The organism is Klebsiella sp. CB_Kp196 (genome assembly GCF_040061575.1).
Taxonomy (GTDB): domain Bacteria; phylum Pseudomonadota; class Gammaproteobacteria; order Enterobacterales; family Enterobacteriaceae; genus Klebsiella; species Klebsiella michiganensis.
In genome coordinates this window covers 60,131-87,061 of record NZ_JBEAFH010000044.1, presented here as the reverse complement: position 1 = coordinate 87,061, position 26,931 = coordinate 60,131, and the positions used below count along the sequence as shown (strand labels likewise).

General features: G+C 54.4%; 23 protein-coding genes and 3 tRNA genes. 10 read left to right on the top strand and 16 right to left on the bottom strand.

Annotated elements, in window-relative coordinates; all coding sequences use genetic code 11:
* Positions 1-19 precede the first annotated feature (19 nt).
* The 8 genes from ABLU87_RS13515 to nagB all read right to left on the bottom strand — a co-directional run bounded on the left by ABLU87_RS13515 (position 20) and on the right by nagB (position 6,505).
* Positions 20-94: transfer RNA gene (locus ABLU87_RS13515), tRNA-Gln, on the bottom strand.
* Positions 95-128: 34 nt separating this feature from the next.
* Positions 129-213 (bottom strand) — tRNA-Leu (locus tag ABLU87_RS13510).
* An 8-nt stretch (positions 214-221) separates the two neighbouring features.
* A tRNA-Met gene (locus ABLU87_RS13505) sits at positions 222-298 on the bottom strand.
* 229 nt (positions 299-527) lie between these two features.
* Positions 528-2,189 (bottom strand): asparagine synthase B, encoded by a 1,662-nt coding sequence (gene asnB / locus ABLU87_RS13500; RefSeq protein ID WP_196942102.1) that lies wholly within the window; start codon positions 2,187-2,189, stop codon positions 528-530.
* Between the two features lie 279 nt (positions 2,190-2,468).
* A complete protein-coding gene (locus tag ABLU87_RS13495; protein ID WP_004100215.1) occupies positions 2,469-3,221 on the bottom strand; it encodes an HAD-IIA family hydrolase in 753 nt (250 codons plus the stop codon).
* 45 nt (positions 3,222-3,266) lie between these two features.
* Positions 3,267-4,487 (bottom strand): N-acetylglucosamine repressor, encoded by a 1,221-nt coding sequence (locus ABLU87_RS13490; protein ID WP_025106389.1) that lies wholly within the window; start codon positions 4,485-4,487, stop codon positions 3,267-3,269.
* Between the two features lie 8 nt (positions 4,488-4,495).
* On the bottom strand, positions 4,496-5,644 hold the full coding sequence (gene nagA / locus ABLU87_RS13485; protein ID WP_014228413.1) for an N-acetylglucosamine-6-phosphate deacetylase: 1,149 nt from the start codon (positions 5,642-5,644) through the stop codon (positions 4,496-4,498).
* 60 nt (positions 5,645-5,704) lie between these two features.
* Complete coding sequence (gene nagB / locus ABLU87_RS13480; RefSeq protein ID WP_004130458.1) at positions 5,705-6,505, bottom strand: glucosamine-6-phosphate deaminase; 801 nt, start codon at positions 6,503-6,505, stop codon at positions 5,705-5,707.
* Positions 6,506-6,817: 312 nt separating this feature from the next.
* Between nagB and nagE the strand changes: the two genes are divergently transcribed.
* From nagE to chiQ, 4 genes are all read left to right on the top strand, one after another.
* Positions 6,818-8,770, top strand: coding sequence for a PTS N-acetyl glucosamine transporter subunit IIABC (nagE, locus tag ABLU87_RS13475; RefSeq protein ID WP_004848836.1), 1,953 nt, complete (start codon positions 6,818-6,820; stop codon positions 8,768-8,770).
* Positions 8,771-8,948: 178 nt separating this feature from the next.
* A complete protein-coding gene (gene glnS / locus ABLU87_RS13470; protein WP_004848839.1) occupies positions 8,949-10,616 on the top strand; it encodes a glutamine--tRNA ligase in 1,668 nt (555 codons plus the stop codon).
* A 437-nt stretch (positions 10,617-11,053) separates the two neighbouring features.
* On the top strand, positions 11,054-12,457 hold the full coding sequence (gene chiP, locus ABLU87_RS13465; RefSeq protein ID WP_004130464.1) for a chitoporin: 1,404 nt from the start codon (positions 11,054-11,056) through the stop codon (positions 12,455-12,457).
* A 46-nt stretch (positions 12,458-12,503) separates the two neighbouring features.
* Complete coding sequence (gene chiQ, locus ABLU87_RS13460; protein ID WP_004848843.1) at positions 12,504-12,836, top strand: ChiQ/YbfN family lipoprotein; 333 nt, start codon at positions 12,504-12,506, stop codon at positions 12,834-12,836.
* A gap of 52 nt (positions 12,837-12,888) precedes the next feature.
* Here the strand turns inward: chiQ and ABLU87_RS13455 are convergent, their stop codons facing one another.
* The 8 genes from ABLU87_RS13455 to ybfF all read right to left on the bottom strand — a co-directional run bounded on the left by ABLU87_RS13455 (position 12,889) and on the right by ybfF (position 20,546).
* Positions 12,889-14,184 (bottom strand): MFS transporter, encoded by a 1,296-nt coding sequence (locus ABLU87_RS13455; RefSeq protein WP_014228416.1) that lies wholly within the window; start codon positions 14,182-14,184, stop codon positions 12,889-12,891.
* A gap of 54 nt (positions 14,185-14,238) precedes the next feature.
* Entirely contained in the window at positions 14,239-15,378 is a 1,140-nt protein-coding gene (gene tcuB / locus ABLU87_RS13450) for a tricarballylate utilization 4Fe-4S protein TcuB (protein ID WP_014228417.1), read from the bottom strand.
* Positions 15,365-16,768 carry an FAD-dependent tricarballylate dehydrogenase TcuA gene (gene tcuA, locus ABLU87_RS13445; RefSeq protein WP_122117051.1) on the bottom strand — a complete coding sequence of 468 codons (1,404 nt, stop codon included), beginning with the start codon at positions 16,766-16,768 and terminating at the stop codon, positions 15,365-15,367. The genes tcuB and tcuA overlap by 14 nt, the downstream gene beginning before the upstream one ends.
* Positions 16,769-16,865: 97 nt before the next feature.
* Positions 16,866-17,792, bottom strand: a complete 927-nt coding sequence (gene tcuR, locus ABLU87_RS13440; RefSeq protein ID WP_032694319.1) for a tricarballylate utilization LysR family transcriptional regulator TcuR — start codon at positions 17,790-17,792, stop codon at positions 16,866-16,868.
* Positions 17,793-17,921: 129 nt separating this feature from the next.
* Positions 17,922-18,374 carry a ferric iron uptake transcriptional regulator gene (gene fur, locus ABLU87_RS13435; RefSeq protein WP_004130476.1) on the bottom strand — a complete coding sequence of 151 codons (453 nt, stop codon included), beginning with the start codon at positions 18,372-18,374 and terminating at the stop codon, positions 17,922-17,924.
* A gap of 291 nt (positions 18,375-18,665) precedes the next feature.
* Positions 18,666-19,196: a flavodoxin FldA gene (fldA, locus tag ABLU87_RS13430; protein WP_183129323.1), complete on the bottom strand. Its 531-nt coding sequence runs from the start codon at positions 19,194-19,196 to the stop codon at positions 18,666-18,668.
* Between the two features lie 149 nt (positions 19,197-19,345).
* Entirely contained in the window at positions 19,346-19,639 is a 294-nt protein-coding gene (gene ybfE / locus ABLU87_RS13425) for a LexA regulated protein (RefSeq protein WP_004848855.1), read from the bottom strand.
* A gap of 133 nt (positions 19,640-19,772) precedes the next feature.
* Positions 19,773-20,546: an esterase gene (gene ybfF / locus ABLU87_RS13420; protein ID WP_014837821.1), complete on the bottom strand. Its 774-nt coding sequence runs from the start codon at positions 20,544-20,546 to the stop codon at positions 19,773-19,775.
* Positions 20,547-20,730: 184 nt separating this feature from the next.
* Here ybfF and seqA point away from each other — a divergent pair, with 184 nt between their 5' ends.
* From seqA to ABLU87_RS13390, 6 genes are all read left to right on the top strand, one after another.
* The gene (seqA, locus tag ABLU87_RS13415; protein ID WP_014837822.1) at positions 20,731-21,279 is read left to right on the top strand and encodes a replication initiation negative regulator SeqA; all 549 of its coding nucleotides are present in this window, start codon (positions 20,731-20,733) and stop codon (positions 21,277-21,279) included.
* A gap of 31 nt (positions 21,280-21,310) precedes the next feature.
* Complete coding sequence (gene pgm / locus ABLU87_RS13410; RefSeq protein ID WP_032694314.1) at positions 21,311-22,951, top strand: phosphoglucomutase (alpha-D-glucose-1,6-bisphosphate-dependent); 1,641 nt, start codon at positions 21,311-21,313, stop codon at positions 22,949-22,951.
* A 57-nt stretch (positions 22,952-23,008) separates the two neighbouring features.
* Complete coding sequence (locus ABLU87_RS13405; RefSeq protein WP_014228423.1) at positions 23,009-23,428, top strand: hypothetical protein; 420 nt, start codon at positions 23,009-23,011, stop codon at positions 23,426-23,428.
* Positions 23,429-23,750: 322 nt separating this feature from the next.
* Positions 23,751-24,548, top strand: coding sequence for a DeoR/GlpR family DNA-binding transcription regulator (locus ABLU87_RS13400; RefSeq protein ID WP_122117049.1), 798 nt, complete (start codon positions 23,751-23,753; stop codon positions 24,546-24,548).
* Between the two features lie 116 nt (positions 24,549-24,664).
* Positions 24,665-25,738 carry an erythritol/L-threitol dehydrogenase gene (locus tag ABLU87_RS13395; RefSeq protein WP_004848867.1) on the top strand — a complete coding sequence of 358 codons (1,074 nt, stop codon included), beginning with the start codon at positions 24,665-24,667 and terminating at the stop codon, positions 25,736-25,738.
* Between the two features lie 280 nt (positions 25,739-26,018).
* Positions 26,019-26,885: an ABC transporter substrate-binding protein gene (locus ABLU87_RS13390; RefSeq protein WP_014228426.1), complete on the top strand. Its 867-nt coding sequence runs from the start codon at positions 26,019-26,021 to the stop codon at positions 26,883-26,885.
* Positions 26,886-26,931: the final 46 nt, after the last annotated feature.

Sequence of the window (26,931 nt, the reverse complement as noted above, 5' to 3'; positions counted from 1 at the left end):
ACCGCAAACATCGAAAATATGGCTGGGGTACCTGGATTCGAACCAGGGAATGCCGGTATCAAAAACCGGTGCCTTACCGCTTGGCGATACCCCAACAAAAATCTTTTACCGCAACGCGAACGAGTAAATGGTGCGGGAGGCGAGACTTGAACTCGCACACCTTGCGGCGCCAGAACCTAAATCTGGTGCGTCTACCAATTTCGCCACTCCCGCAAAAAAGATGGTGGCTACGACGGGATTTGAACCTGTGACCCCATCATTATGAGTGATGTGCTCTAACCAGCTGAGCTACGTAGCCATCTTTTTGCGCGTTACCTTATCGGCGTTGCGGGGCGCATTATGCGTATTGAGCCTTGAAGCGTCAACCCCTTTTTCATCGAAAATGGACTGAACGTAACTGTTTGGTTAGGTTGCGAACAGCGTGGTGCAATAATCGGCAATTATTGGTTATTTATCGTTTTTAACGGCTTAAATAAGGCACAAAACAAAAACGGACCCCGAAGAGTCCGTTTTGAAAACAGCGTCGGTTAGTAGGCCGACTGGTGTACGCCAACCGCGCGTCCCGACGGATCGTTCATTTTTTTGAAAGATTCGTCCCACTCAATCGCTTTTGCTGAAGAGCATGCGACGGAAGGGCCGCCAGGAACGCATTCGGCCGCGCTCGGTACCGGGAACAGCTCTTCGAAAATCTCACGGTACAGATACGCTTCTTTCGAGGAAGGCGTGTTGTACGGGAAGCGGAAGCTGGCGGTTTCCAGCTGCCGATCGGAAATCTGTTCAGCGGCCACTTCTTTTAAGGTATCGATCCAGCTGTAACCAACGCCATCAGAGAACTGTTCTTTCTGGCGCCAGGCGACGCTCGCCGGCAGGTAAGATTCAAAACATTCACGCAGGACATGTTTTTCCATTTTACCGTTGCCGCACATTTTATCCTGCGGGTTAATACGCATTGCCACGTCGAGGAATTTCTTATCCAGGAACGGGACGCGCGCTTCAACGCCCCAGGCGGACATCGCTTTGTTGGCGCGAGCGCAGTCAAACATATGCAGCGCCTGCAGTTTGCGCACGGTCTCTTCGTGCAGCTCTTTGGCGTTGGGCGCTTTATGGAAATAGAGGTAGCCGCCAAATACTTCGTCAGAACCTTCGCCGGACAGCACCATTTTGATGCCCATGGCTTTGATTTTACGCGACATCAGATACATTGGCGTTGACGCGCGAATCGTCGTCACGTCGTAGGTTTCAATGTGATAGATAACATCGCGAATCGCGTCCAGGCCTTCCTGCACCGTAAAGTGGATCTCGTGGTGTACGGTACCCAGATGGTTAGCCACTTCCTGCGCTGCTTTCAGATCGGGGGCGCCCTCCAGGCCGACGGCGAAGGAGTGCAGCTGCGGCCACCAGGCTTCTGATTTTTCCTGATCTTCGACGCGGCGCGCGGCATATTTTTTGGTGATGGCGGAAATCACCGATGAATCCAGGCCTCCGGAGAGCAGTACGCCGTACGGAACATCGGACATCAGGTGGCTTTTCACCGATTCTTCCAGCGCCTGACGCAGTTCGTTTTTGTCCGTGACGTTGTCTTTGACCGCGTCGTAGTCGAACCAGTCGCGCTGGTAGTACTCGCGGATTTCGCCATCTTTGCTCCACAGGTAGCTGCCTGCCGGGAACTCTTTAATCGTGCGGCAAACCGGAACCAGCGCTTTCATTTCAGAGGCAACGTAGAAGTTGCCGTGTTCGTCGTGACCCATATACAGCGGGATGATGCCGATGTGGTCGCGACCAATCAGATACGCGTCTTTTTCGCTGTCGTAGAGAGCGAAAGCAAACATCCCCTGCAAATCGTCGAGTAAGTCCGGGCCTTTTTCCTGATATAGCGCGAGGATAACTTCGCAGTCGGAACCGGTCTGGAACGCATAGCGGTCGCCGTATTCCGCGCGCAGCGCCTGGTGGTTGTAGATTTCACCGTTGACGGCGAGAGCGTGAGTTTTAGCGGCGTTATACAGCGGCTGCGCGCCGGCGTTGACGTCGACGATTGACAGGCGTTCATGCGCCAGGATGGCTTTATCACAGGCATAGACGCCGGACCAGTCCGGACCACGGTGGCGCATCAGTCGGGAAAGCTCCAGTGCCTTTTTACGCAGCTCACCCGCGTCAGTTTTAATATCCAGTACGCCAAAAATCGAACACATAGCCTTCTCCGTTACCCTGTCTTGTTTGATGTTGTGCAGACTTCGTCTTATTGCGAAGCCTCAGTGCATGCTTTGAGAAAATGCCGCAAAGGCGCGGAGGGCGCAAGGGGTTTACGGCAGTAAAAGGAAATAATGCAATTGTGATTGTCGAATAGTGAAAAAAGAGTACGTTTTGAGCACTTTTGTTGCTGAATATTTAGTGATGGCGCTTTTTTTTTAGATAAAAGCGTTCAGGAGAGGCTTAGAAATAAGAAACCACGTCGCAGGACGTGGTTTTATTTAGAAGATATCGATTTCCGCAACGGAGGGATAAATCCAGGAAGGGCGGAACGGCATGCTGTCGATATCATCGAGCGTGGCAACGCCCGAAAGCACCAGAATGGTTTCCAGACCGGCCTGGAAGCCCGCCAGAATATCCGTTCGCAGGTTATCGCCGACGATCACCGTCTGTTCCGAATGCGCCTGCATTTTATTGAGCGCGGAGCGGATAATCCACGGGCTCGGTTTCCCCACGTAGAACGGCTTACGACCGGAGATTTTTTCTATACCGGCGCACAGCGCCCCGCAGGCCGGGTAGTAGCCGCGACCGTGGGTATCCGGGTTAGTGGCGATAAAGCGCGCGCCGTTGGCGACAAAAAAAGCGGCCTTATGCATCATCTCCCAGTTAAAGGAGCGCGTCTCACCGACGATAACAAAATCCGGATTGACGTCGGTGATGGTAAAGCCGGCTTTGTACAGTTCGTGAATCAGCGCGCCTTCCCCGACCACATAGGCTTTTTTGCCTTCCTGGCGACGCAGAAAATCCGCCGTGGCCATTGCTGAGGTATAAAAGGCGGTATCAGGAACATCGATTCCCGCCGTCGCAAAGCGGTTTGCCAGATCCTGACCGGTTTGAGAAGGGTAGTTGGTCAGCATCACCAGCGGCATCTCTTTCTCGAGTATGCGTTTGATGAATTCAGCGGCGCCCGGCACGGCCACATTGTCGTGCATCAGCACGCCGTCAATATCACAAATTACGTTTTGAATGGTCATGAACTGTCCGACATCGTTGGAGAAAGGCGAAACTATAAAGCGGCTTTAGCTTTCCAGCAAACGCTGGAGCAGAGTCCCGTTGAGCATCGCACGCTTTACCAGGGCAAAAGCGCCAATGGCTGAGCGATGATCGAGCGTGGATCGCACTACCGGCAGGTTTTTGCGAAACGCCTTCAGCGCCTGGGTATTAATACAGCCTTCGATTGCCGGCAGAAGGACTTTTTCCGCTTCCACGATCTCCCCGGCAATCACCACTTTTTGCGGATTAAACAGGTTAATGGCGATAGCGATGGTTTTACCCAGATGGCGGCCAACGTGCTCGATCACCTCACAGGCCAGCGCATCGCCTTTATTCGCGGCTTTGCAGATCGTTTTGATCGAACAGTCATCGAGGGAGATTTTGCTCTGATAACCCTGTTCCAGCAGATGACGAACGCGATGTTCAATAGCGGCATTGGCGGCGACGGTTTCCAGACAGCCGAAGTTACCGCAGTGGCAGCGCTCGCCTAACGGGTCGACCTGGATATGGCCGATTTCCCCGACGTTACCGTTACGGCCAATAAAAATCCGCCCGTTGGAGATGATCCCTGCGCCGGTTCCGCGATGTACGCGCACCAGAATGGAGTCTTCACAGTCGTGGCTCGCACCAAAGTAGTGCTCCGCCAGCGCGAGGCTACGAATATCGTGGCCGACGTAGCAGGTAACTTTAAAGCGTTTTTCCAGCGCTTCAACCAGCCCCCAGTTTTCCACCTGAATATGCGGCATATAGCGAATGACGCCGCTTTCCGGATCGACCAGCCCCGGCAGGATCACCGAAATGGCGATCAGCTCGCGGATTTTACGCTGACAGCTCTCCATAAAGGTGGCGATGATGTTAAGCAGGGCGTGTTCCAGCGTTTCCTGGGTTCTTTCCGGCAGCGGGTAGTGCTCTTCTTCAAGAGTCTTGCTGCTTAAATCATAGAGGGTCAGGGTGGCGTCGTAGCGGCCAAGGCGTACGCCGATGGCGTGGAAGCCGCGGGTTTCGGCAACAATGGAGATGGCGCGGCGGCCCCCGGTGGAGGCCTGCTGATCGACTTCTTTGATCAGTCCGCGTTCAATAAGCTGACGCGTAATTTTGGTTACGCTGGCAGGGGCAAGCTGGCTTTGTTCCGCAATCTGGATACGCGAGATGGGGCCGTGCTGATCGATGAGCCGATAGACGGCCGCGCTGTTCAGCTGTTTTACGAGATCGACGTTACCAATTTGAGCCTGTCCGCCTGCTGTCATACTTTTACTTACTCAGTGACGACCTCGTTACCATTAACGATGGTCTTGGTGATTTTATAATCACGGGTGAATGCGGTCAGGTTAGCGACCATCCCCGGGGCAATGCTGCCTAACTGTTTGTCTACGCCAATGGCGCGGGAAGGGTAGAGCGTCGCCATACGCAACACTTCATCCAGCGCGATGCCGCAATGCTCAACGAGGTTACGCACCCCTTCAATCATGGTCAATGAAGAGCCGCTGAGGGTACCGTTCTCATCTACGCACAGGCCGTTCCGGTAGTATATTGTTTTACCGGCAAAAATGAACTGCTCAATATTGGCACCCGCCGGCGCCGTCGCGTCGGTAACCAGACACAGCTTGTCGCCTTTCAAGCGTTTAGCGAGGCGCACGTTAGCGAAATCGACGTGCATACCATCGACGATGATGCCGCAGTAGACATCCGGCTCGTCGAAAATCGCGCCAGCCAGGCCCGGCTCACGGCCGGTAATATACGGCATGGCGTTAAACAGATGGGTAGCAAAGGTAATCCCGGCGCGGAAACCGATTTTCGCTTCTTTAAGCGTCGCGTTGGAGTGACCGGCGGAGACGATGATGCCGGCGGCCACCAGTTTGCGGATAACCTCCGGTTCCACCCGTTCCGGCGCAAGCGTGATTTTGGTTATCACGTCCGCGTTTTCGCACAGGAAATCCACCAGCGCGGCATCCGGTTTGCGTACGTAGTCCGGGTTGTGGGTGCCTTTTTTAACAATATTCAGCCACGGGCCTTCAAGATGCAGACCCAGCGCCTGGTTAGGATGTTTTTGCAGGTATTCGCGCATCACGCGTACGCCCTGTTTCATCAGGTCGTCGCTGGAGGTGATCAGCGTGGGCAGATAGCTGGTGCAGCCGGAGCGTTCATTGGCCTTCTGCATAATCTCCAGCGTTTCAACGGTGACCGCGTCCGCCGTGTCGTTGAACTGCACGCCGCCGCAGCCGTTAAGCTGGACGTCGATAAAACCGGGGGCAAGGATCGCGCCATCAACCGAGCGCTGTTCGATCCCGGTGGGCAGTTCAGTCTGAGGACAGATACGTTCGATAAGGCCATTGGCGATAACAATCGCATGGTCATCCAGAATTTCATGACCGGTATAAATCCGGCCTTGGGTTAATGCATACATTACGACCCCCGGTTGTCAAAAATGGTTGTCCCGCGGGGGCAGCCGCGGGACGAGACTACATTACAGACCTTTGATATTTTCGGCTTCTAACTCGTTGAAATATTTCAGTGTCTTAACTTTCAGTTCCATGGTGGACGGCTCATCGCAGACCACAACCGCTTTCGGGTGCAGCTGCAGACAGGTAATGGTCCACATATGGTTTACGTTGCCTTCCACCGCCGCCTGCAGCGCCAGCGCTTTCTGATGACCCAGCACCAGAATCATCACTTCCTCCGCGTCCAGCAGCGTGCCCACGCCAACGGTCAGCGCGTACTTAGGCACCTGGTCAACGTCACCGTCGAAGAAACGGGAATTCGCTACGCGAGTATCATGGGTCAGGGTTTTGATGCGTGTGCGTGAAGCCAAAGAAGAGGCTGGTTCGTTGAAAGCGATGTGGCCATCGTTACCCACGCCGCCCATAAACAGGTGGATTTTACCGTAAGAACGAATTTTTTCTTCATAGCGACGGCATTCTGCATCAATATCCGGCGCGTTACCATTCAGCAGGTTAATATTTTCCGCCGGGATATCAACGTGATCAAAGAAGTTGCGATGCATAAAGCTATGATAGCTTTCCGGATGCTCTTTCGGCAGCCCAACGTACTCATCCATGTTGAAGGTGACAACATGCTTAAAGCTAACCTGGCCTGCTTTGTGCATCTCAACCAGGGCTTTATAAGCGGTCAGAGGCGTACCGCCGGTAGGCAGGCCCAGGACAAACGGACGGTCCGCAGTCGGTTTGAACGCATTGATGCGGTTAACGATATGCCGGGCAGCCCATTTACCGACTTGTTCAGCTGTTACCAGGGGGATCAGTCTCATTGTTCACCTCTATAGTTAAATTAGAACCTGGCGGATTGGCGCCAGCATACTATTAAGAGTATCGCAGCAACTGCGCCGAGCGGGGTCAATCCGTGTTGATTTTTTGAATGATAAAATAAGTTTTCGTTGTTAGCCAGTCAAAGGCGGAGGTGAATACGATATTTGGTGACTATTGTCACAAAAAATACCCATTTAATTTGCGAGACGAATTAATTTTTCAGACACTTTGCAGGTAAGTTAAAAATTTAACCAGGTTACACAATAATAAAGTGGCTTTAATGAGCCTTATCGGGGTCTCATAGGGGGAATAAGATGAATATTTTAGGTTTTTTTCAGCGACTCGGTAGGGCGTTACAGCTCCCTATCGCAGTGCTACCGGTCGCGGCGCTGCTGCTGCGATTCGGTCAACCGGATCTGCTTAACATTTCGTTTATCGCCCAGGCGGGCGGGGCAATCTTTGACAACCTGGCGCTGATTTTCGCTATCGGCGTCGCATCCAGCTGGTCGAAAGACAGCGCCGGTGCCGCAGCGCTGGCGGGGGCGGTAGGTTACTTCGTGTTGACGAAAGCGATGGTCACCATCAACCCGGCCATCAACATGGGCGTCCTGGCGGGTATCATTACCGGTCTGGTTGGCGGTGCCGTCTATAACCGCTGGTCGGGTATCAAACTGCCTGACTTCCTGAGCTTCTTCGGCGGCAAACGCTTTGTACCTATCGCAACCGGCTTCTTCTGCCTGGTGCTGGCAGCCATCTTCGGCTACGTCTGGCCGCCGGTGCAGAACGCCATCCATGCAGGTGGTGAATGGATTGTGGGCGCGGGCGCGCTCGGCTCCGGTATCTTTGGTTTCATCAACCGTCTGCTGATCCCGACGGGTCTGCATCAGGTGCTGAACACCATCGCCTGGTTCCAGATTGGTGAATTCACCAACGCTGCTGGCGCCGTGTTCCACGGTGATATCAACCGCTTCTATGCGGGTGACGGCACCGCGGGGATGTTCATGTCCGGCTTCTTCCCGATCATGATGTTCGGTCTGCCGGGTGCGGCGCTGGCGATGTATTTCGCGGCCCCGAAAGAGCGTCGTCCGATGGTCGGAGGTATGCTGCTGTCGGTTGCCATCACCGCATTCCTGACCGGTGTGACTGAGCCGCTGGAATTCCTGTTCATGTTCCTGGCGCCGCTGCTGTATCTCCTGCACGCCATCCTGACCGGTATCAGCCTGTTCGTTGCGACGGCGCTGGGTATCCACGCGGGCTTCTCTTTCTCTGCAGGCGCCATCGACTATGTGCTGATGTACAGCCTGCCGGCAGCCAGTAAAAACGTCTGGATGCTGATTGTGATGGGCGTTGTGTTCTTTGTTATCTACTTCCTGTTGTTCAGCGCGGTAATCCGCATGTTCAATCTGAAAACGCCGGGTCGTGAAGATAAAGTGGATGACGTAGTCACTGAAGAGGCCAACAGCAATACCGAAGAAGGTTTAACCCAGCTGGCGACCAACTACATCGCGGCGGTCGGCGGTACGGATAACCTGAAAGCGATTGATGCCTGTATTACCCGTCTGCGTCTGACCGTGGCGGACTCTGCGCTGGTTAACGACGCGGCCTGTAAGCGCCTCGGCGCTTCCGGTGTGGTTAAACTGAACAAGCAGACCATCCAGGTTATCGTGGGTGCGAAAGCCGAATCCGTCGGCGATGAAATGAAGAAAGTGGTTGCCCGTGGCCCGGTTGCCGCGGCGGCTGCAGCGTCTCACAGCGCACCCGTAGCCGCTCAGGCTGCTAAACCGCAGGCTGTCGCTAACGCGAAAACCGTCGAAGCGCTGGTTTCGCCGATTACCGGCGACATTGTAGCGCTGGAGCAGGTACCGGATGAAGCGTTCGCCAGCAAAGCCGTCGGCGACGGCGTGGCGGTGAAACCGACCGATAAGATTGTTGTTGCGCCGGCGGCAGGCACCGTGGTGAAGATTTTCAACACCAACCATGCTTTCTGTCTGGAAACTGAAAACGGTGCGGAAATCGTCGTCCATATGGGTATCGATACCGTCGCGCTTAACGGCCAGGGCTTTAAACGTCTGGTGGAAGAGGGTGCGGAAGTGAAAGCGGGTCAGCCGATTCTGGAACTGGATCTTGAGTTCCTGAACGCTAACGCGCGCTCGATGATTAGCCCGGTCGTATGCAGCAATAGCGACGACTACAGCGCGCTGGTTATTCAGGCAACCGGTAAAGTGGTTGCAGGCCAGACGCCGCTGTACGAAATTAAAGGCAAATAAGACTCCTGAGTGGCGTTTATGCCTCAGCGGCGCAGCGAAACCTGCGCCGCTTTTTTTTACCGCAAACACCCCCATAATCTCCTTCCGATCGCTATTTTGCGTAACTAATAGTTGTCTCTACGCCCTGCTTGTAAGATCATGTGCCGTTATACGTTGTTTACGCTTTGAGGAACCCACGATGAGTGAGGCAGAAGCCCGCCCGACTAACTTTATTCGTCAGATCATTGATGAAGATCTGGCTACTGGTAAGCACACCACCGTTCATACCCGTTTTCCACCGGAACCGAACGGCTATCTGCACATTGGCCACGCGAAGTCTATTTGCCTGAACTTTGGTATCGCTCAGGATTACCAGGGCCAATGCAACCTGCGTTTCGATGACACCAACCCGGTGAAGGAAGATATCGAATACGTTGAGTCGATTAAAAACGACGTGCAGTGGTTAGGTTTCCACTGGTCCGGGGATGTTTGCTACTCGTCTGATTATTTCGATCAGCTGCACCAGTATGCGGTTGAACTGATCAATAAAGGTCTGGCCTACGTTGACGAACTGTCAGCGGAAGAGATCCGTGAGTACCGCGGCACGCTGAAAGAGCCGGGTAAAAATAGCCCGTACCGCGATCGCAGCGTGGAAGAGAACCTGGCGCTGTTTGAAAAAATGCGCAGCGGTGGATTTGCCGAAGGTAAAGCCTGCCTGCGCGCGAAAATCGACATGGCCTCTCCGTTTATCGTGATGCGCGATCCGGTGCTGTACCGCATTAAGTTTGCCGACCATCACCAGACCGGAAGCAAGTGGTGCATCTACCCGATGTACGACTTTACCCACTGCATCAGCGATGCGCTGGAAGGGATTACCCACTCGCTGTGTACTCTCGAGTTCCAGGATAACCGCCGCCTGTACGATTGGGTGCTGGATAACATCAGCATCCCCGTGCATCCGCGCCAGTATGAATTCTCGCGCCTCAACCTCGAATACACCGTGATGTCCAAGCGTAAGCTGAATCAGCTGGTGACCGAGAAGCACGTTGAGGGCTGGGATGACCCGCGTATGCCGACCATTTCCGGTCTGCGCCGTCGCGGCTATACCGCTGAATCCATCCGCGAGTTCTGCAAACGCATCGGCGTGACCAAGCAGGACAACACCATCGAAATCGCTTCGCTGGAATCCTGCATCCGTGAAGATCTGAACGAAAACGCCCCGCGCGCGATGGCCGTTATCGACCCGGTTAAGCTGGTTATCGAAAACTATCCGCAGGGCGGCAGCGAAATCGTGACCATGCCGAATCATCCGAATAAACCGGAGATGGGCAGCCGCGAGGTGCCGTTCAGCGGCGAAATCTGGATCGATCGCGCCGACTTCCGCGAAGAAGCGAACAAGCAGTACAAGCGTCTGGTGCTGGGCAAAGAAGTTCGCCTGCGTAACGCTTACGTGATCAAAGCGGAGCGCGTGGAGAAAGATGCGGAAGGCAACATCACCACTATCTTCTGCACCTACGATGCCGATACCCTGAGCAAAGATCCGGCCGACGGCCGCAAGGTGAAGGGCGTGATTCACTGGGTGAGCGCGGCGCACGCGCTGCCGGTAGAAATCCGCCTGTACGATCGCCTGTTCAGCGTACCGAACCCGGGCGCGGCGGAGGACTTCCTCTCGGTGATGAATCCGGAGTCGCTGGTGATCAAACAGGGTTTTGCCGAGCCGAGCCTGGCGCAGGCGCAGCCGGAAAAAGCGTATCAGTTCGAGCGCGAAGGTTATTTCTGCCTGGATAGCCGCTATGCAACCGCAACCCAGCTGGTGTTTAACCGCACCGTCGGTCTGCGCGACACATGGGCGAAAGTCGGCGCGTAGCTACCCGCCGTTATTGAGAACGCCGCTTACTGCGGCGTTTTTTTTATTCAGAATCAGAGAATTAAATCCTCATATTTTTGCGATGCGAATTAATCTTGTTTACAGATTGTAATAACCGCTTTTTTTAACCCTTTCCATCTATTGCATATAAATATGTAATCGCTTTCATTTCCCCTAATTTTCTCTTTTTTTGCAAGCACTTCACCCGAAAAAAGTGTGACATCTACGACTGAAACAAAAAGACATAAATTATGTGCGCTTTGTCATAATCTTCATCTTTGGTCGGCGAAAGAGATTGATAATTCGCGTCACGAAAAATAGTCTATACCTAGTGGTTATGCGAATTTTTACCGCACCACTTTTTAAGCAGTCTTATTTTATTTTTTTGCGCGTTGCCATTGGTAACCGCACTTTAAAACGTCAAAGAGGATATGCATATGCGTACGTTTAGTGGCAAACGTAGTACGCTGGCGCTGGCTATTGCCGGTGTCACAGCCCTGTCAGGATTTGCAATGGTGCCGGATGCAAAAGCAGAAGGGTTCATTGATGATTCAACGTTAACCGGCGGCATCTATTACTGGCAGCGTGAGCGCGACCGTAAAGATGTGACCGACGGCGATAAATATAAAACTAACCTGTCGCACTCCACCTGGAACGCCAACCTCGACTTCCAGTCCGGCTATGCCGCCGATATGTTCGGTATTGACGTTGCTGCCTTTACCGCCATCGAAATGGGCGAAAGCAGCGAGAGCGGTCACCCGAACGAAATCGCTTTCTCCTCGCGCAATAAAACCTACGATGAAGACTATTCCGGCGATAAGAGCGGGATCAGCCTGTATAAAGCAGCCGCAAAATTTAAATTTGGCCCGACCTGGGCGCGCGCGGGCTATATTCAGCCAACCGGCCAGACGCTGCTGGCACCGCACTGGAGCTTTATGCCGGGTACCTATCAGGGGGCTGAAGCCGGTGCGAACTTTGACTACGGCGATGCGGGCGCGCTGAGTTTCTCCTATATGTGGACGAACGAATATAAAGCGCCGTGGCACATTGAGATGGATGAGTTCTACCAGAACGACAAGAAAACCAAGGTGGATTACCTTCACTCTCTTGGCGCCAAATATGATTTTAAAAACGACCTTGTGCTGGAAGCGGCGTTTGGTCAGGCACAGGGTTATATCGACCAGTATTTTGCCAAGGCCAGCTATAAGTTTGATGTTGCAGGCACGCCGTTAACCACCAGCTATCAGTTCTACGGCACCCGCGATAAGGTCAGCAACGGCGGGGTTAACGATATCTATGACGGTACCGCGTGGCTGCAGGCATTGACCTTTGGCTATAAGGTTGCCGACGTTCTGGACCTGCGTCTGGAAGGAACCTGGGTTAAAGCTGATGGTCAGCAGGGCTACTTCCTGCAGCGTATGACGCCAACTTACGCATCGTCTAACGGGCGACTGGATATCTGGTGGGATAACCGTTCGGACTTCAACGCCAACGGTGAAAAAGCGGTGTTCTTCGGCGCGATGTATGACATGAAGAACTGGAACATGCCGGGCTGGGCCTTCGGCGCCTCCTACGTTTATGCCTGGGATGCGAAGCCGGGGAGAATGTCCTCGCCTGATGCGTACTACAACCCGGATAAACGCCTGGAAGAGTCCGCCTATAGCCTGGATGCCATGTACACCGTTCAGGAAGGACGCGCTAAGGGCACGCTGTTCAAACTCCACTTTACGCAATACGACAACCACTCCGATATCCCAAGCTGGAGCGGTGGTTACGGCAACATCTTCCAGGATGAGCGCGACGTGAAGTTCATGGTTATCGCTCCGTTCACCATTTTCTGATGCCACTGCGGCGGGGGAAACCCGCCGCAATTTCCCGAGGTTCATGATGAAAAAGTTAATACTTGTCGCCATTATGGCAGCAGGTCTGGTTGCCTGTACCCAGTCGCCAGCGCCTAAGGAAGACTCAAAGTTAAAAGATGCCTACAGCGCCTGCATTAATACCGCAGAGGGCAATCCGGATAAAGTTGAAGCCTGTCAGAGCGTACTGAACGTGCTGAAGCAGGAGAAACAGCATCAGCAGTTCGCGACCCAGGAAAGCGTGCGGGTGCTGGATTATCAGCAGTGTATCCAGGCGCGCAAAACCGGGAACGATCAGGCTGTAGAGGCGCGCTGCGACCAGATCTGGAAAGAGATCCACAGCAACAATACGCCGCGTTAAGCCAGACGGCGGCAAGCAAACGGGCGGAGCGTCAACTCCGCCCGTTGCTATTTTAGCGGGGTATTTCTGCCGGCTGGTAGCCGCGGCCCAGGCGTACGAAGAGCATCGCGGTAGCGGCCAGGCCGCATAGCGCGGCGCACATCAGCCACCAGCCCGGCGAGCTTTTATCGCCCGTTATCTCGACCAGCGCGGTGGAAATGGCCGGCGTCAGGCCGCCGAAGATCGCGGTGGCGAGGCTAAAGGCCAGTGAAAAACCCACGGTGCGGACGTAGACCGGCATCACTTCCGTCAGGGCGGCCACCATCGCGCCGTTATACATACCAAAGAAGAACGAGAACCAGAGCAGGACCAGCGTCATGCGGGTGAAATCCGGCGCGGCGGTGAGCCAGTGCATGACCGGCCAGGTAGTGAGCAGCGCCAGCAGGGTTATGCCCATCAGCACCGGCCGACGGCCTATTCTGTCAGAAATTGCGCCGCCAATCGGTAACCAGATAAAGTTAGAGATGCCGACCAGCATGGTCACCAGCAGACTGTCGCGGGCGCTCAGATGCAGAACGGCTCTACCGTAGGTCGGCGTATAGACGGTAATAAAATAAAAGGTGGTGGTAGTCATCGCCACCAGCAAGGTCCCCGCCGTGATGATGCGCCAGTTTTTGGCAATCGTGCTCAGGATCTCCCGCGTGTCAGGGCGATGCTTGCGCTGCAGAAAGGCTTCGGTTTCCTGCAACGAACGCCGCAGCACAAAAATCAGCGGAATAATCATACAGCCAATAAAGAAGGGAATACGCCAGCCCCATTCGGCAATCTCATCGTGGCCGAGCGTTTCATTCAGCGCATAACCAATCAACGCCGCGAAGACGATAGCCACCTGCTGGCTGGCGGATTGCCAGCTGGTATAGAACCCTTTTTTCCCCGGCGTGGCGATTTCCGACAGATAGACCGACACGCCGCCGAGCTCGACGCCCGCCGAGAATCCCTGCAGCAGGCGACCCACTAATACCAGAACGGGGGCGAGAATGCCGATGGTTTGATAGCCGGGAACCAGCGCTATCAGCAGCGTCCCGCAGCCCATAATCGCCAGCGTCACCATCAGCCCTTTACGCCGTCCGATCCTGTCAATATAGGCCCCCAGCACTATCGCGCCGATGGGGCGCATCAGAAAGCCCGAACCAAACACGGCGAAGGTCAGCATTAACGCCGCAAACTCGCTCTCCGCCGGAAAGAACGTTCTGGCGATATAGGTGGCGTAAAAGCCAAACAGAAAAAAGTCGAATTGTTCGAGAAAATTACCGCTGGTCACGCGGAGAATGGCGCCAAAGGTACCGGCGCGCGATGAGGGTTGCGTCATAGGGGTTGCTCTCCATTGTCTTTATCTTGTTTTTATAGAGGTAAGATGAGCGGACTAGTCGCCTGCGACTGCCGCCTGTTTTCCGCGCCGTTTCTCAATCGCCCACTTGAGTAACGCCGCACAGCGATAAAATCCGTGGGCGAATTTTCCGTATGGCAGGGTCAAAAACAGCGCCATGACCACGCCGAGGTGAATGGCAAGCAGAATGCCCATCCACGAGGTGTCTCGTCCCGCCAGCAGGGCGAGGCCGGTGAAGCTGGTCAGCAGCAGCAGCAGAATAAAGCCGCGATCCATGGGTTTTTGCCGCGGGTCGCCGTGCAGCGGCGAGCGGCGCAGGTTCAGCCATAGCAAACCCGCCGGGCCCACCAGCAGGCCGATGCCGCCGAGCGTGCCCAGCACAACCGGTACGCTGAAGAACGGGTAGGGGGCCTCCCAGCCGGCGATATAGTGATAACCCGTGGCTACCACTGTGGCGGCGAAACAGAGCAGAAACCCGTAGAAGGTAAAGTGATGGAAACGGCGGCGCAGCAGGGTAAACGCGTCATCGGCCTCGTTGCAGCCCTTACCGTGCCCGCCGTCGAGATACTTCAGCGTGAGCGCATTATGCGAGGCTTCAGCGATGTCGATGGCCTGAGGCTGACCCGGCGAGATCTCGCGCCAGAAGCGGATCACCCCGGCCATCAGTAACCCCATGGCCAGTATGAAGACCGTGCCAAACATCCACGCCAGCAGGTTATGGGGAAAAATCTGGTAGAAATCGCCGGCCAGCGGTGGATGAAGCAGGGAGCCTTTGAGCCCCATCGCCAGCAGCAGAAAGAGGATCAGCCCGCCGACCAGCGCCAGTACCGTGGTTACGCCGGCCCGACGATACAGGCTGCCGAAAGCCGCGGGCTGAGCATAGTGTTGATAGGTCTCCAGGCGCACTTCCGCCATCGCCTTCGGGACATTAATGGCAAACTCGTGCGGAGGCGCGTACTGGCAGGCATGCAGGCAGGCGCCGCAGTTATGGCACAGGTTGGCCAGGTAGTTTATATCCGCTTTGCCAAAAGCCAGGCGCTGGGTCATGGCCGGAAACACGGCGCAAAACCCTTCGCAATAGCGACAGGCATTACAGACCTGCATCACCCGTTCAACTTCCGCTTCCGACTCGGTGATGATTTGCGCGTCAATGATCAGCATTTCAAGCGATTTCATGGTGTGTCTCCTGCTGTGCCGCGCGGGCGGCCTGCTGGCCGGCAATACGGCCGAACGTCGTACCGATGGACATGCCCACGCCGGCGGTATACCCCTTGCCCAGCACGTTGCCGGCCATCATTTCGCCGGCGACGAACAGGTTGCGGCTCGGCTTGCCCGCAAAATGGACGGCGGCGCGTTCATTAACGTACAGCCCAAGGTAGGTAAAGGTGATCCCCGGCCGTAGGGCATAGCCGTAGTAGGGCGGGGTATCGATGGGCCGCGCCCAGTGGGTTTTCGGCGGCGTCAGGCCGGATGTCGCGCAGTTATCAAGGCGGGTATGATCGAACTGGCCCGGCGTACAGGCGGCATTGTAGCGGGCGATGGTTTGCGCCAGGCGTTCCGCGTCCAGCCCCAGCTGGCGAGCCAGCTCTTCAATGGTATTGGCCTGGGCGCCGGGGAAAACGGGCGGCATAAAGTGGCCGATCGCTTTGCTGTCGATGATCGAGTAGCCGATTTGCCCCGGCTGGTGGGCGACCAGCCTGCCCCAGATGGCATAGCGTTTGGGCCAGAAATCTTCCCCTTCATCATAAAAGCGCCCGGCGTTGCGGTTGACGACCACCCCCAGCGATACGCAGTCCACGCGCGTGCAGATGCCGCCATCGTAGAGCGGCGCCCGGGCGTCAATGGCGACGCAGTGGGATTGCGAAGGATCGCCGATGATGTCAGCCCCGGCGTCAATCATAAACTTGAGCAGCACGCCCTGATTGAAACGAGTGCCGCGAATGAGAAAATTATCGGCTGGCCATTCACCGCGCTCGTTCTGTCCCCATGCTTCATGCAGCCACTCGCGGTTAGATTCAAATCCGCCGGCGGCGAGGACGCAGGTTTTGGCGACGATCCTCTCTTCGCCCGCCAGCGCGGCGACGAATTCGCCGTTATCTAATTCGAGCGCCTGTACCGGCGTGTTGTAGCGGATCTTTACGCCCATCTGCTCCGCGCTACGGTAATAGGCATTTATAAGAGCTTTGCCGCCGCCCATAAAAAAGGCGTTGGTGCGGGCCACGTGCAGGGCTCCGGAGAGCGGCGGCTGAAAGTTAACCCCGTGCTGGCGCATCCAGTCCCGGCACTGCGATGAGGTGCGGATCACCAGGCGCGCCAGCGCTTCGTTGGTGTTGCCCTCGGTGACGCGCAGCAGGTCCTGCCAGTACTCTTCTTCCGGGTAGCTGTCGACCAAAACATCCTGCGGAGCATCGTGCATACAGCGAAGATTCCGCGTGTGCTGAGAGTTGCCGCCTCGCCATTCCCGCGGCGCGGCCTCCAGCAGCAGCACGGACGCGCCAGCTTCCCGGGCGGTTAAGGCGGCGCATAGCGCGGCATTGCCGCCGCCAATGACCAGTACATCCACCATTTATGGCTCCATTACGCTTTGCTTGATTGTTAAATTTGTAATGGAAATGTATGCGTTACGGTTGGCTGGACGCTATGGCGTATTGCTAAAGGGGGGTTTAGTTTGCGTAAAGGCTGGCGCCGGGCCAGCGACCTGACTCAACCAGCTGACGCATGACTTTCGCCAGTATTACGCGGGCCGCAAGGCCTGCCGGAGTCAGTTCATCATCGGAAAGGCTGACGAGAAAATTAGGTCGACTAAGTATCGGATTGTCGACGCCGATCACTCTCAGGGACTCGCTGTCGAGATGGGAAATTGCCGCCCCCGGCTGCAAAGTGGCGCCGAGCCCGTCGCGGACGGCGCGCATCAGCAGGGCCAGGCCGTCGATTTCAGCCACCACATCGACGCTCAGGGCATGCTCCTGGCAGATCGCCTCCAGCCTGCCGCGCAGTCCATGCCCCAGGCTTGGCATAATCAGCGGGATAGCGGCCAGCTGGCCAGGCGAGATACTCGCTTCGGGAAGGGGGGACAGGACGTCATGGGTGCCAATCAGAAACAGACGCTCTTCAAGGATGGGCCTGGCGCTCCAGCGCACAAGCTTCTCCTTCTGGAACACGATAGCTAAGTCAAGCTGGCGGGTGTTGATCATGCGTTCCAGGTTACCGGAGAGGCTCTCGACCAAATGCAGGCGGACGTCGGCATAGTTTTCGCGCATCGCGTGAATAAAAGGCACCCCGAGAACGGAGGCGGTGCTGGGGGCCATACCGACGCTGACGTGGCCGGAAAGGCGCGCCTCGCGCGCGGCGAGAACCGCATCATCGGCGTGACGCAGCGCGAGCTGCGCCTGGGAGTAGAAGGCGAGGCCGGCGCTGGTCGGCATGACGCCGCGAGACGTCCGCTGCAGCAGGCGAATGGCGAGTTCGTTCTCCAGGCGCGCCATCTGTTGGCTAAGCGCGGAGACGCCGATATCCAGGTCAAGCGCGGCGCGGCCCATACTGCCGGTTTCAATAATGCGCACAAAATAGCGTAGCTGGCGAAGCTCCATGTCGACTCTCCGTACACGTCAGGATGCACTGACAGTAAACGTATTGCAGCGCGAGAGAAAGAGGCGGCAGATTCCGGGCAAAAAAAAGCCAACCTTCAGGTTGGCTTTTGGCGGTATACGATGCGGTGATTATTTCTCTGCCGCGTCGTGGGCATGTTCATCTTCGCGGCAGTCGCCTTCTGCGCAGTGGCCGTACAGGTACAGGCTGTGGTTAGTCAGGCGAATACCGTGCCTTGCGGCAATTTCACGCTGGCGCGCTTCAATGGAATCATCGCTAAATTCGATCACTTTGCCGCAGTCGAGGCAAATCAGGTGATCGTGATGATGCTGCTGCGTCAGTTCAAAAACGGATTTACCGCCTTCGAAATTATGACGGGTGACGATGCCGGCGTCGTCGAACTGGTTCAGTACGCGGTAGACGGTGGCCAGGCCAATCTCTTCACCCATATCAATCAGGCGTTTGTATAAGTCTTCCGCACTGACATGATGGTTATCCGGTCCTTGCAGCACTTCCAGGATTTTTAATCTCGGAAGCGTCACTTTCAGGCCAGCTTTCTTTAATGCGGTATTGTTGTCAGTCATGCGGAATCTGTCCTGTTGCTAAACGATCTACTTCCTTCAGCGGAAGTAATACAGAGAATCACCCGATGTAATGCGTCTCATTATAGAACTGCCATGGTGAAATGAAAACTGCAAGCATCGGGCCTTGTATGCTGTCAAAAACGAGGCACTCGCTACAAAGTGCTTCACGCGACCCCGTTAAATCAGAGGACATTGTACAGATATGTGATTAAAAGTTAAAAACTTGTAGCTATAACTTTGATTGCTTTTATCTATTAATTCGGCGAAACCTGATGATTACGCCGTTCAGACTCAGGCATTCTTGATTTCTTCGAGGTGCAGCTCTTCAGAAATCTGTTTTACCCATTTTTCCACGCGTTCGTTAGTCAGCTCAGGCTGACGGTCTTCGTCAATGGCCAGGCCAACAAAGTGATCGTCATCGGCCAGGCCTTTAGAGGCTTCAAAATGGTAGCCGGCGGTCGGCCAATGACCAACGATAGTTGCGCCGCGCGGTTCGATGATATCGCGAATGGTCCCCAGCGCATCACAGAAGTATTCAGCATAGTCTTCCTGATCGCCACAGCCAAACAGAGCCACCAGTTTGCCATTGAAATCGATCTCTTCCAGCGTCGGGAAGAAATCGTCCCAGTCGCACTGGGCTTCGCCGTAGTACCAGGTGGGAATGCCGAGCAGCAGGATATCGTGAGCTTCCAGATCCTCTTTGCTGCTTTTGGCAATGTCGTGAACATCAGTAACGTCTTTACCAAGCTGCTTTTGGATCATTTTTGCAATATTTTCGGTGTTGCCGGTGTCGCTGCCAAAAAAGATGCCGATGATTGCCATGAGTAAAATAACCTCTTGAAACTTAATGATGTGGTAGTGGCGTAATGCCCGCAGATAGGGGCAATGATAGCAGAACTGAGAAGGGCGCGGAAACAGCAATCACGCCCAACTGCACACTCTGCTACACGAAAGCTTATTTTTTGAGGGTTTTAGGCTTTATCCTGGCCGCGCAGGGCTGCCAGCTGGTTCATCAGCATCTCTTCGATGAGATCGCTGCGGTTCATGTTACGGGCTTCGGCCAGCTCATTAAGCGCATCGACAGCATCGGCATTGAGCTTTAGCTCCACGCGCTTCAGACCGCGACTCTTATCGCGTTTAAGCTGATTGCGTTTGTTGATGCGCAGCTGTTCATCGCGCGAAAGCGGATTCGTTTTCGGTCTACCCGGCCGACGCTCAGTTGCGAACAAATCTAATGTCGTACGGTCCGTTTGTTCTTTTGCCATGATTCAGAGTGACTTCGGGGGAAACAAGCTATCGGGCATAGCCGACGCAGACAGCGCGCCATAATACATCAGGCGACGGGCTGCGCCAACGGCCGCGGGCATTAAGCCGCGCGGTCGAGTATATTTTAGGCAGTTACGCGGCGATAGAGGTCAAATAACGACGGATCGCGCGGATAACGGCCTCCGGTTTTTCTGCATGCACCCAGTGCCCGGCGCCGGCGATAACGTGCGCGCGCGCCTGGGGAAACTGAGCTAATAAAGTCTCGCGGTAGGCATCGGTGACGTAGGGGGAGTTGCCGCCCGGGATAAACAGCGCCGGATGCGGCCAGGGCGGAACGGTTTGCCAGCCGACGATATTATCGTACTGCTCCCACAGCACCGGTACGTTAAACCGCCACTGGCCGTCCACGAAAGATTTTAACAGAAACTGAATCACGCCCTCTTCGTTAAGGTGCTGGCGCATGACCGTCGCCGCCTGCTGACGCGTAGCGGCCCCCGCGTCGGTGACGGCATTGATGGCGGCGAAGATTTCATCATGGCGGCGGACGTGATAATCCACCGGGGCGATATCAATGGCGACCAGGCCCGCGATACGCTCCGGGGCCAGCGCGCTCAGCGCCATCACCGCTTTACCGCCCATTGAGTGACCAATAAAGGTGGCTTTCTCAATCTGTGATTCATTGAGAATATCAAGCAGATCCTGGGCCATCGCGGGATAGGTCATGTCAGGCGAGCGCGGCGAAAGGCCGTGGTTTCGCATGTCGACCTGGATAATATCGCGATCGAGAACCAGATCGCGGGCGAGGATCCCAAGATTATCCAGGCTGCCAAAAAGGCCGTGGACCAGGACGATAGGGGGATTATTGTGCGGATTCTGTGCAGATTGCGCTCGGCTATTTAATTTCATGGCAAAGTTCTTTTTTTCGCTCCGTCGGGTTAGGGTATTATGTTGGACATTCTGCCATCCGGCTGCAAGACCCGGAAGATATCCGAGTTTTACCGCCATCCTGGTTTGACGCTATCCGCGGTTGGGATTTGTCCCTATAATCCCGACAACTTGTATTCAGAAAAAGATATCGCACTGGATTAAGATGAAAACAATTGAAGTTGATGATGAACTCTATAGCTATATTGCCAGCCACACCAAGCATATTGGCGAGAGCGCATCCGACATTTTACGGCGCATGTTGAAGTTTTCCGCCGTTTCCCAGCCTGTCGCACCGGTAGCGAAAGCCGCTCCGGCCCCTGCGCCAACGCCTGTCGTTGAAGTGAAACCCGCCAATCCTCTGAAAGATAAAGTTCGCGCTATGCGTGAGCTGCTGTTATCTGATGAGTACGCCGAACAAAAGCGCGCGGTAAACCGTTTCATGCTGGTTCTGACGACCCTCTACGCCATAGACAGCAAAGCGTTTGCCGAGGCGACCGAGTCCCTGCACGGGCGCACTCGCGTTTATTTCGCTGAGGATGAACGCACGCTGCAGAAAAACGGTAATCAGACGAAACCTAAGCAGGTACCGGGGACGCCGTGGTGGGTCATTACAAATACCAATACCGGTCGCAAATGCAGCATGATCGAACATATCATGCAGTCAATGCAGTTCCCTGCGGAATTGATCGAAAAGGTTTGCGGTACGATCTAGTTAGTTAACTTTGCACCAGAAGGATCAGGCAATGGCAATCGATAAGCGCGCGGGTCAACCTGCGCAACAGAGTGATTTAATTAACGTCGCCCAACTGACTGCCCAGTACTATGTGCTGAAGCCGGAAGTTGGCAACGCGGAACATGCAGTGAAGTTTGGCACCTCCGGTCACCGCGGCAGCGCGGCGCGCCACAACTTCAACGAGCAGCATATTCTGGCGATTGCTCAGGCAATTGCTGAAGATCGCGCGAAGAACGGGATCACCGGCCCATGCTATGTTGGTAAGGACACTCACGCACTCTCCGAACCGGCTTTCATTTCCGTACTGGAAGTGCTGGCGGCGAACGGCGTTGACGTCATCGTTCAGGAAAACAACGGCTTCACCCCGACGCCGGCGATTTCCAATGCGATTCTGGTGCACAACAAGAAGGGCGGCCCGCTGGCTGACGGTATTGTTATCACGCCGTCCCACAACCCGCCGGAAGACGGTGGTATCAAGTACAACCCGCCTAACGGCGGCCCGGCGGATACCAACGTGACTAAGGTGGTAGAGAATCGCGCCAACGAACTGCTGGCTGCCGGTCTGCAGGGGGTGAAGCGTATTTCTCTTGATGCGGCGCTGGCCTCCGGCCACGTCACAGAGCAGGATCTGGTGCAGCCGTTTATTGAAGGGCTGGCGGATATCGTCGATATGGCGGCGATCCAGAAAGCCGGACTGACGCTGGGCGTCGATCCGCTGGGCGGCTCCGGTATCGAATACTGGAAGCGTATCGCTGAGCATTACAATCTCAACCTGACCATCGTTAACGACCACGTCGATCAGACCTTCCGCTTTATGCACCTCGATAAAGACGGCGCAATCCGCATGGACTGCTCCTCCGAGTGCGCGATGGCGGGCCTGCTGGCGCTGCGCGACAAGTTTGACCTGGCCTTCGCCAATGACCCGGATTACGATCGTCACGGTATCGTCACGCCGGCCGGGTTAATGAACCCGAACCACTACCTGGCGGTGGCGATTAACTACCTGTTCCAGCATCGCCCGCAGTGGGGCAAAGATGTGGCTGTCGGTAAAACCCTGGTCTCCTCGGCGATGATTGACCGCGTAGTCAACGATCTGGGGCGCAAACTGGTGGAAGTGCCGGTTGGCTTTAAGTGGTTCGTTGACGGCCTGTTCGACGGCAGCTTCGGCTTCGGCGGCGAAGAGAGCGCGGGGGCGTCGTTCCTGCGCTTTGACGGCACGCCGTGGTCTACCGACAAAGACGGCATCATCATGTGCCTGCTGGCGGCGGAAATCACCGCAGTCACTGGCAAAAACCCGCAGCAGCACTACGACGAGCTGGCAGAGCGCTTCGGCGCGCCAAGCTACAACCGTCTGCAGGCTTCCGCGACGTCTGCCGAGAAAGCGGCGCTGTCTAAGCTCTCTCCGGAAATGGTGAGCGCCAGCACCCTGGCAGGCGATCCGATTACCGCGCGTCTGACCGCGGCGCCGGGCAACGGGGCGGCGATTGGCGGTCTGAAGGTGATGACCGACAACGGCTGGTTCGCCGCGCGTCCGTCAGGTACCGAAGATGCCTATAAAATCTACTGCGAAAGCTTCCTCGGCGCTGAACATCGTCAGCAGATTGAGAAAGAAGCGGTAGAGATTGTCAGCGAAGTGTTGAAAAACGCGTAATTGACCGCACGATAAACAGGCCCTTTTCAGGGCCTGTTTTTTTTCGCAGGGATAGCGATGAATCTGGAACGAAAAAACGTTTTTTGGTTTTGGGGTGGGATGGATCTCTTTTATCTCTTGCAGTTTATTGGCTGGAACATCTACCACCGGCGAGTACCGCTTTACGACGATATCCTCTCATTTTTACCGCTGCTGCAAACCTGGGGCTCCGCGGCCGCCTGGCTGTTTACCCTTCATTTTATTCTGACTATCAGCATTCCCGCGTCGATGGTTCTCTTCTGGCGCCAGAGCCGCTATGCGCCGTGGCTGGCCTATGCGCAGACGCCGCTGCGTCTGGCCTTTATGCTCCCGTCGCTTTCGCTGGTGGCCTGGCTGGCGCAGGCGGTGGCGTTGAAAAGCGCGGCCTTCTTTATTGCTCTGCTGCTGGTCTCAGAGGCGGCAAAAGTCGTGACATTATGGCGATGCTGCAAGGTTTAACGTTATGTGTTATCCAGACGGCACAGGCCTGGCGGGTATTACGCTGACTGAATCGGGCATAAACGGGTATTATTGCTTTGACCGGGTTTGCCCGTTTTAGCGAATATACGGCTAAAGCAAACGAACAATCACGGCTAATTCTGCGATTTTAATCACAAATTTATTCCATCCAAAATGAAAGTTGCCTGATATATATGATCAACTTCAAACTAAAAAAAGCTAAAAACTTGTTTTGATTTTGTATGATTTATGTCACTTACTGATATGGACGATTTTGTTATATTTATGTCATTAAATCCTGAATGCTTTCTTGAGAACGTCTATGTTACAAGTTAAACGTCATTCATTAATTGTGGAATATGTCGTAGAAAAAGGATGCGCCAGAGTTAATGAGCTCTCACAGATATTCGGTGTATCTCCAGAAACCATTCGCCGGGATTTAACCGCGCTGGCGAGAAATAAAAAAATAGTTCGTAGCTTTGGCGGTGCAATGATTTCTGAAAATAATGCATCATTTTTAGCTGCCGATACGCCGACAAATCACGGGAACTTTGTCGATAAAGCCGAGGCCTTTATTAAGCGCACCAAAGAGCAGCCGGAACGTAAGATGCGTATTGCTAAAGGCGCGCTGCAGTTTATTCATGAGCATGAGTGCATTATCATGGATAATAGCAGCTCCTGCTGGTTTTTAGCGCGCCAGCTGCCTGACATCGAGCTGACCGTGATTACCAATTCTTTGAATATTATTCAAACCTTAGCCTGTCGTAAGAAAATAAGAATAGTCAGCGTTGGGGGTGAATATTCTGAGCGCCACGGTGATTTTCACGGTCCGGTCGCCGAGTTCATTATCAACAACTTTAAGGTCAATAAGCTGTTTTTTTCTTGCCAGGGTCTCGACGCCGGGATGGAAATAAAAGACAGCAATGAAGTCAACGTCCGGCTGAAGCAGGAGATGCTGAAAGTTGCCGATCAAAAAATCCTGATGGTCGATAGCAGTAAGTTTGAACGTTATTCACTCTATAAAATATGCGATCTGGCGGATATTGATGTGTTGATCACTAACGAATTACCAGCTGATACCTATCGCCAGCACCAGGTACATATTGTCGAGACTAAATAGCCGCTCTGCCAGATATTCTACCGGCATTATTATTGAATAGCCCTTGTGCCCGATGGAGGGGTATTGCGCCAGCAATACCATCCCTCTTCATTATTTATCCGAAAAAGAGGTTTACGATGGAACAATTACCTGAAGATATGAAAGCGGTTGTCTGCCATGGTCCCCAGGATTATCGCTTTGAGAAAATTCCCCGCCCGGTCGCCAAAGAAAAGGAAGTGGTCATTAAGGTTGACGGGTGTGGAATCTGCGCCGGCGACTGCAAGGCCCAGGACGGCGCGCCGATGTTCTGGGGCGATAATCCGTGGGTGAAAACGCCGGTGGTGCCCGGCCATGAGTTTTACGGTCGGGTTGCCGAATTAGGCCCGGGCTCCGCTGAAAAATATCAATTAAAAATTGGCGATCGCATCCTGGCTGAACAGATTGTCCCCTGCCATGAGTGCCGTTTCTGTAAAACCGGCAAATACTGGATGTGCGAAACCCATGATATTTACGGTTTCCAGAAGGATGTCGCCGATGGCGGTATGGCTGAATATATGCGTTTTTCCGAACGGGCAATTATTCACAAAATTCCTGAATCATTAAGTGAAGAAGATGCCGCGCTGATCGAACCTATGGCCTGCGCAATCCACACGGTACGCCGCGGTGATATCGAACTGGATGATGTGGTTGTTATCGCCGGCGCCGGGCCGCTGGGGCTGTGTATGGTGCAGGTCGCTCATCTGAAAACGCCGAAGAAACTGGTGGTCATCGACACGATGGACGACCGCCTGGCGCTGGCGAAAGCGTTTGGCGCCGACGTGGTCATCAATGCGGCGCAAGAGGACGCCATCGCTATCGTAAAATCCATGACCGATGGCTACGGCTGCGATGTGTATATCGAAGCGACGGGCGCCCCTATCGGCGTGACCCAGGGTCTGGAGATGATTCGTAAGCTGGGACGCTTCGTTGAGTTCAGCGTGTTTGGTAAAGAAACGACCGCCGACTGGTCGATTATTGGCGACCGTAAAGAGCTGGATATCCGCGGCGCGCATCTGGGGCCTTACAGCTATGAAATCGCCATCGATCTCTTTGCGCGCGGTCTGCTGACCGCCAAAGGCGTGGTGACGCATTTCTATTCTATTGATGAGTGGAAAGCCGCTTTTGAGATGGCTAAATCGCTCGATTCGATTAAGGTCGTCATTAAGCCATAAATTTTTTAACTAGTTAAGTTCGCCATTTTTAATTATTACGCAAATGACCGCTGATGGCTGTTCATTAAATACTGGATTTCAATCATGGGGATAACTGAGAACAATATCGGTGGCTTCTGGCTATCTGCCAGCGGCGTATTTATTGCTCAGTATATCAGGCAGCATCCGCACCATGAAAACGCTGATAAATAAATTTTATTTCTCAGCGCATTACTCAATAAGGAGATAGTGAATGCCTGTAAAATTTAAGACTAAAGCAATACTCTCAGGACTTCTTGCGATGAGCATGGTTGCCTGCGTTAATGCCAAACCTTTGACTATCGGTATGTCGTTCCAGGAATTGAATAACGAATATTTCGTCACCATGAAAGAGTCGCTTGAGCAGTCGGCAAAAGATATTAACGCCACCGTCTATACCGCGGATGCGGCGCATGATGTCTCCAAGCAGATTAGCGACGTTGAGGATATGCTGCAAAAGAAAATAGATATTTTGCTGATTAACCCGGCTGATAGCGTCGGTGCGGAAACCGCCGTGCTGGCCGCTAAAAAAGCCGGCGTGGTGGTGGTGGCGATAGATGCTCAGGCTAATGGCCCGATAGATTCTTTTGTCGGCTCAAAAAACTATGATGCGGGCTTTATTGCCGGGGAACACTTAGCCAAAGCGCTGGGTGATAAAGGCAACGTAGCGATTCTCGACGGGATTCCGGTGGTACCTATTCTGGAGCGCGTGCGCGGCTTTGAAGATGCGATGAAAAAGCATCCTAATATTAAAGTGATTACCAAACTGAATGGTAAACAAGAGCGCGATACCTCCATGAGCGTGACGGAAAATATGCTGCAGTCCAACCCGACGCTCAACGGTATTTTTAGCGTGAATGATGTTGGCTCACTCGGCGCTCTGGCGGCGATTCAGGCATCAGGGCGCGATGTGAAGCTGGTGAGCGTTGATGGTTCTCCGGAAGCGGTCGCTGAAATTGCTAAAGGTAATACGCCGTTTATTGCCACCGCCGCTCAGTTCCCGCGCGATCAGCTGCGTATTGGTTTAGGTATTGCCCTGGCCAAACATTGGGGGGCGAATATTCCTAAAGAGATCCCTGTAGATGTGAAGCTTATCGATAAAACCAACGCCAAAGATTTCCACTGGTAATCGCATTATTACGCCACAGCGGCTCTCGCTTATTCAGGTGAGCCGT